Genomic DNA, 5660 nt, shown 5'->3' with positions numbered 1-5660 from the left:
AGCAGGGTGCCAAGAATACAGGCTTCATCAGTCAGCAGAGGACAGCAGCGTTTTCGTGCTTTACGAAATCTGGCAGAATGAAGAAGCGCTGCAGTCACATATTAACTCGCCGCATTATGGCGAATACCGTAACAGCATTGAGCCTCTTGTGGAAAAACGGGAGGTTTACCGGTTGGGCAGGATTAGCTGATTTTTGAAAGAACCCGTCACATGATGGCGGGTTTTTTGTTTTTCCATTTTGGCTTTCTAAACGTAGATCTTGGCTTAATATAAGAAATTTATGGCTCCCGAACAACGGATTTTAGCTCTCTGAAGAATCATTTCCGCCCGCAGCAGGTGTTTTCAATAAGAAAAACTATCAGAAACATACAATTGAAAAGTGTTTTTTCAAAGTATTCGCTCTTTCCTTTGTTATACTGTTACATAAAGAAACATGAAAGATGGAGGCCGAGATGCTGCACGACCGTTATTCAAGACAAACGCTTTTTAAACCTATAGGAACGGAAGGACAGGCAAGCATTTCTTCCAAGCATGTACTCCTCATCGGCGCAGGGGCGCTTGGAACGGGAAATGCGGAGGCGCTCGTCAGGGCAGGTGTCGGGAAACTGACCATCGTGGACCGTGATTATGTGGAGGCGAGCAACTTGCAGCGCCAGCAGCTGTACAGCGAACGTGATGCAGCAGAGCGGATTCCTAAAGCGGCGGCTGCTAAGTCGCGGCTCGAAGCAGTGAATTCAGACGTCACGATAAATGCGATTATTGAGGATGTGTCTTTCCTCGAGCTTGAGGAGCTGGCTGATGATGTGGACTTGATCATCGACGCGACGGATAACTTTGAGACAAGGCTGATCCTTAATGATGTATCGCAAAAATACAAGATTCCATGGATATACGGAGCATGTGTAGGCAGCTATGGCATGACGTTTACCGTCGTTCCTGATGTAACGCCATGTTTTCAATGTTTGTGGAAAAGCACACCATCAGGAGGCCAGACGTGCGATACAGCAGGCATTATCAGTCCGGCAGTCGGGATGGTGGTCGCCTATCAAGCGGCAGAAGCATTGAAAGTATTAGTAGGGGACTATGAGGCTCTGCGGCAGAAGCTTGTTACGTTTAATTTGTGGAGCAACATGCACAGTGAGGTCGGTGTCAGCAAGCTTAAGAAAAATGATTGTCCTTCATGCGGTGAGAATCCAGTTTATCCTTTTTTATCAAAAGAGCGGCTGATGAACACCTCCGTCCTTTGCGGAAGAGATACGGTTCAGCTGCGGCCAGCTTCCAAAATAGCGGTTGATTTAAAGCAGCTGGAAACGAAGCTTTCACAGCAGGGCATGTATGTGCAGCGCAATCCTTATTTGCTTTCTATCTTTTTTGATGATCACCGGATGGCGGTTTTTTACGACGGGCGTGTCCTGGTTCATGGCACGAAGGATGTAATAGAAGCTAAAAAAATTTATCACCGCATTTTTGGCTAGAAAGTAACGGAGGGAACAGTGAAGATTTTTCAAACAAAGTATTTTATCGTTTTCACTGCATTGCTTTTATTGCTGAACGGATGTGGCGGCAGCGAGAAGAAAGAGCTCAGCATTTCTGCTGCTGCCAGCCTTCAGGATATGATGAATATAGTAAAAAAAGAATATGAGAAAAAGCATCCTGATGTGAAGCTGACATTCAACTATGGCGGTTCAGGCATGCTGCAGCGGCAGATCGAACAAGGTGCGCCTGTCGATGTATTTCTTTCTGCATCACCAATACATACCGAGGCGCTGAAGAAGGAGTTGCTTCTTGCAAAAGGAACCGGCCAGCCTTTCGTAGATAACTCATTGGTACTCATCACTTCTAAAAAAAATCGCTTCACAAGTATGGAGGAAGTACTTGAAAATAAAGGTCAGATCGCTATTGGGACACCAAAAGCTGTACCGGCTGGAGATTACGCGAAATCAGCGTTTGAAAGTATGGATATTTGGGGAACGCTTAAAAACCGTCTGATTTACGCGAAGGACGTCCGCCATGTGCTTACGCTTGTGGAGCAGGACAGTACGAGTGCAGGAGTGGTTTATAAATCAGATGCCCTTTCTACTCGCAAGGTTCGGATTATCGAAGAAATTGACCGCCGGCTGTACGGCGATATTCATTATACCGGAGGCGTCACAGCTAAAAGCAGAAATAAGGAAGAAGCGCTAGCATTCCTTGAATATCTCAATCAGCCACACATTCAAAAATTATTCGCACAAAAAGGGTTTAGCCCGTTACAAAAGCAGCATTAATCGCAAGCAGGTGGAATGATGAACGAAGAATTTTGGTTTCCGGTACAGCTGTCACTTTCCGTATCTTGTATCGCGGCAGTTATTGTATTTGCTGCAGGAACGACGCTCGGAAAGCTGTTCGCGGCAAAAAAGTTTAAGTGCAAAATGCTTCTTGAGACGTTACTTTTAATGCCGCTCGTACTGCCGCCATCCGTGATCGGCTTTTTGCTTATCGTAATGTTCGGCAACAATAGTGCTCCCGGACGTTTTATTCAGGAGCTGTTCGGTCATACTTTGTTGTTCACGCCATGGGCCGCTGTCATCGCAGCTTCTGTTGTCGCATTTCCGCTCATGTTTCAATCTGCAAAAGCTGGGTTCCTGAGCATTGATAAAGACCTTGAAGGAGCGGCGAAAGTTGACGGAGCCTCAAACTGGCGTGTGTTTATAAGTATCTCAGTCCCCTTGGCAGCACGTGCGTTGGTGGCAGGTGTGATATTAAGCTTTACACGCGCTCTCGGCGAGTTTGGCGCGACACTCATGTTTGCGGGCAACCTGCCCGGTAAGACTCAGACGATTCCAACCGCCATTTATGTCGCAATTGAATCAGGAGACACGAAGCTGGCGTTAAACTATGTGCTGATCAGTATTGCAATAGCTTTTATCATGCTGAGTTTGATCACCTATTTTAACCGGCAGCACGACTAAAAGCTTTATCCAAAAAACAGGAGCTGTTTTGCATGGTGGAAAGACGAAAACCAATACATATAGAAGAAGCTGTTCAAAGAGTGATGCAGCATGCAAGGGACGGACAATCAGAAACAGTACAGATAGATGATGCATACGGCAGAAGGCTTGCTGCAAATATTACAGCCACACATCCTGTTCCACCGTTTGACCGGTCACCATATGACGGTTTTGCGATCCGGTCGGAAGATTCTAAGGATGCGAGCCTGGATAACTCTGTAAGCTTTAAAGTCGTTGATGAGATCGGAGCAGGATACGTGACTGACAAAACAGTCGGTGCTTTTGAAGCGGTTCGTATCATGACGGGGGCACAGCTGCCGGAAGAGTGCGACGCTGTTGTCATGCTTGAACTCGCAAATGAGTTTCAGCGTGAGGACGGTGCATATATGTCGATAAAACGTTCCTATAAAAGCGGCGACAACGTTTCCTTCAAGGGAGAAGATACACAGGAAGGATCGGTGATCGCTCGAAAAGGGGAGATGATTAATCCCGGAGTTGTCGCTAATCTTGCAACATTCGGCTATCACGAGGTGAGCGCTGCAAAAAAGCCGGTTATTGGTGTGTATGCCACGGGAAGCGAACTGCTGGAGGTTTCTGATCCTCTCGAGCCAGGAAAGATCCGGAACAGCAACGGCCATATGGTGTGTGCGCAAATACAGCGGGCTGGCGGTGAGGCACGGTATTTCGGCAAGCTGCCGGATGACTTTGACACTTGCTATGAATCGATTAAAACGGCGTCTCAGTCGGTCGATATGCTTATCACAACAGGCGGTGTTTCAGTCGGTGATTTTGATTACCTTCCGGCTATATACGAAAAGATGGGTGCAGAGGTGCTGTTCAATAAAGTGGCGATGCGGCCGGGAAGTGTCACGACAGTCGCAGCCTGGGAAGGCAAATTTCTGTTTGGACTGTCAGGAAATCCTTCCGCTTGTTATGTCGGGTTTGAACTTTTCACAAGGCCAGTGATAAACAAAGCATTGTTTTCACAAAAACCGCATTTACGGAAGATGCAGGCAGTGCTGGCTGAGGATTTTACAAAAGCTAATCCGTTCACACGTTTTGTGAGGGGCAGCCTTGGTTTTTCAGGAGTCACAATGACAGCTGTGCCAAGCGGATTCAATAAATCCAATGCGGTCACCTCTCTCGCTGCAACGGACGTATTGATCGTACTGCCAGGCGGGACAAGAGGATTTACCAAAGGCGACACAGTAGATGTTCTGCTGCTTGAAGATCAGATAGGCAGTGAATGGCCATGGAGCTGAAAAAGCCAGTATTGCAGATTGCAGGATACTCTAACAGCGGAAAAACCACTTTAGTTTGCCGGTTGATTGAGGAAGCTTCTAAAAAAGGATGGGCGGCGGGCACGCTAAAGCACCATGGCCACGGGGGCACCCCGCTTATAATTGATGATCAGAAAGACAGCGGCAGGCACCGGGAAGCAGGGGCTGCCGTTACAGGTGTAGAAGGTGGCGGAACCTTTACGTTTACGGCACAAAAAAGGGAATGGAGTCTTTCTGAAATGCTTTCATTTTATGAAAAAATGGAGATTGACCTTATTCTAGTCGAAGGCTTTAAAACGGCCGATCTGCCGAAAATCGTGATGGTAAAAGAAAAAGACCATCTCTCTCTTCTCGAAGAGCTCACCAATATACAGGCAGTGATCAGTTATTTTCCGTTCAAGAGCAGCGGAAAGTACCCTGTTTTTTTGATAGAGGAAGAAGAACGTTATATACCGTGGTTCACAGAATATATATCGGGTGTGATAGAATGAAAGACACTTTATATCGTGTGACAGACCAGCCTATTTCAGTTGAAGATGTAATGGCGAAGGTAATACGGCCAGAAGCGGGAGCAGTCACCAATTTTATTGGAACAGTCAGAGAGTTTACGAAAGGCAAGCGCACTCTCTACCTAAAATATGAAGCTTATCCTTCTATGGCCGAAAAACAGCTTGCGAGAATCGGAAAAGAAATTCAAGAGAAGTGGCCAGAAGCAAGAACGGCGATCACCCATCGCATCGGGCGTCTCGATATTTCAGAGATTGCGGTCGTTATCGCTGTTTCAACACCTCATCGAAAGGATGCGTATGCAGCGAACGAATATGCGATCGAGCGGATTAAACAGATCGTTCCTATCTGGAAAAAAGAGCATTATGAGAACGGTGAAGAATGGATCGGAGACCAGCTGGAAACGGTGAGCTATCCATCAGGCAAACCGGAGGGAGAGGAATTTCATGATTAAGGTGCTTTGCTTCGCTCATATTAAAGAACTGACAGGTTCTGATGAACTGCTGCTTGAAAACGAAGAGCTTACCGTCCAGGATTTTTTGCAGGACATGCACGACCGTTACGGGATTAACAAAGATTGCATGGTGGCGGTCAATGAGGAGTATGCGGAGCCAGGAGACGTGATGAAGAGCGGCGATACGGTCGCGCTTATTCCTCCTGTCAGCGGGGGATGATGAATGACATTACGGGAATCATCCTTGCAGGCGGTCAGTCATCCAGGTTTGGCAGCCCGAAGGCTTTTGCGGAATATGAAGGACGCTTTTTCTATGAGCACGCAGCCTGTGCTCTTCTGCCGCATGTAAAAGACATCATTATTGTCAGTTCAATTCATGATACAGTGCGTTTTAAAAGGGGAGAACGGGTAAAGATAATTTCAGACATT

The 5660-nt window shown here is 46.8% G+C and carries 9 protein-coding genes; all 9 read left to right on the top strand.

What is annotated here, in order from left to right; genetic code table 11:
- On the top strand, positions 1–190 hold a 190-nt coding region (locus CGZ90_RS18865), incomplete at its 5' end, for a putative quinol monooxygenase (protein ID WP_205727425.1).
- Positions 191–455: 265 nt separating this feature from the next.
- Complete coding sequence (locus CGZ90_RS18860; protein ID WP_094254059.1) at positions 456–1475, top strand: MoeB/ThiF family adenylyltransferase; 1020 nt, start codon at positions 456–458, stop codon at positions 1473–1475.
- Between the two features lie 18 nt (positions 1476–1493).
- The gene (modA, locus tag CGZ90_RS18855) at positions 1494–2267 is read left to right on the top strand and encodes a molybdate ABC transporter substrate-binding protein (RefSeq protein WP_094254058.1); all 774 of its coding nucleotides are present in this window, start codon (positions 1494–1496) and stop codon (positions 2265–2267) included.
- An 18-nt stretch (positions 2268–2285) separates the two neighbouring features.
- Entirely contained in the window at positions 2286–2951 is a 666-nt protein-coding gene (modB, locus tag CGZ90_RS18850; RefSeq protein ID WP_094254057.1) for a molybdate ABC transporter permease subunit, read from the top strand.
- Positions 2952–2983: 32 nt separating this feature from the next.
- A complete protein-coding gene (locus tag CGZ90_RS18845) occupies positions 2984–4252 on the top strand; it encodes a molybdopterin molybdotransferase MoeA (RefSeq protein ID WP_094254056.1) in 1269 nt (422 codons plus the stop codon).
- A complete protein-coding gene (mobB, locus tag CGZ90_RS18840; protein WP_165766915.1) occupies positions 4243–4761 on the top strand; it encodes a molybdopterin-guanine dinucleotide biosynthesis protein B in 519 nt (172 codons plus the stop codon). The genes CGZ90_RS18845 and mobB overlap by 10 nt, the downstream gene beginning before the upstream one ends.
- Positions 4758–5231 carry a molybdenum cofactor biosynthesis protein MoaE gene (locus CGZ90_RS18835; RefSeq protein WP_094254054.1) on the top strand — a complete coding sequence of 158 codons (474 nt, stop codon included), beginning with the start codon at positions 4758–4760 and terminating at the stop codon, positions 5229–5231. Before mobB ends, CGZ90_RS18835 begins: the two co-directional genes overlap by 4 nt.
- The gene (locus tag CGZ90_RS18830; protein ID WP_094254053.1) at positions 5224–5451 is read left to right on the top strand and encodes a MoaD/ThiS family protein; all 228 of its coding nucleotides are present in this window, start codon (positions 5224–5226) and stop codon (positions 5449–5451) included. Before CGZ90_RS18835 ends, CGZ90_RS18830 begins: the two co-directional genes overlap by 8 nt.
- Positions 5448–5660 (top strand): molybdenum cofactor guanylyltransferase (mobA, locus tag CGZ90_RS18825; RefSeq protein ID WP_205727424.1); only part of this gene is annotated, 213 nt, incomplete at its 3' end. The genes CGZ90_RS18830 and mobA, both read left to right, overlap by 4 nt.

This window comes from Fictibacillus aquaticus (assembly GCF_002245695.1).
Lineage (GTDB): Bacteria > Bacillota > Bacilli > Bacillales > Fictibacillaceae > Fictibacillus > Fictibacillus aquaticus.
This window is presented reverse-complemented; position numbering and strand designations above follow the sequence as displayed.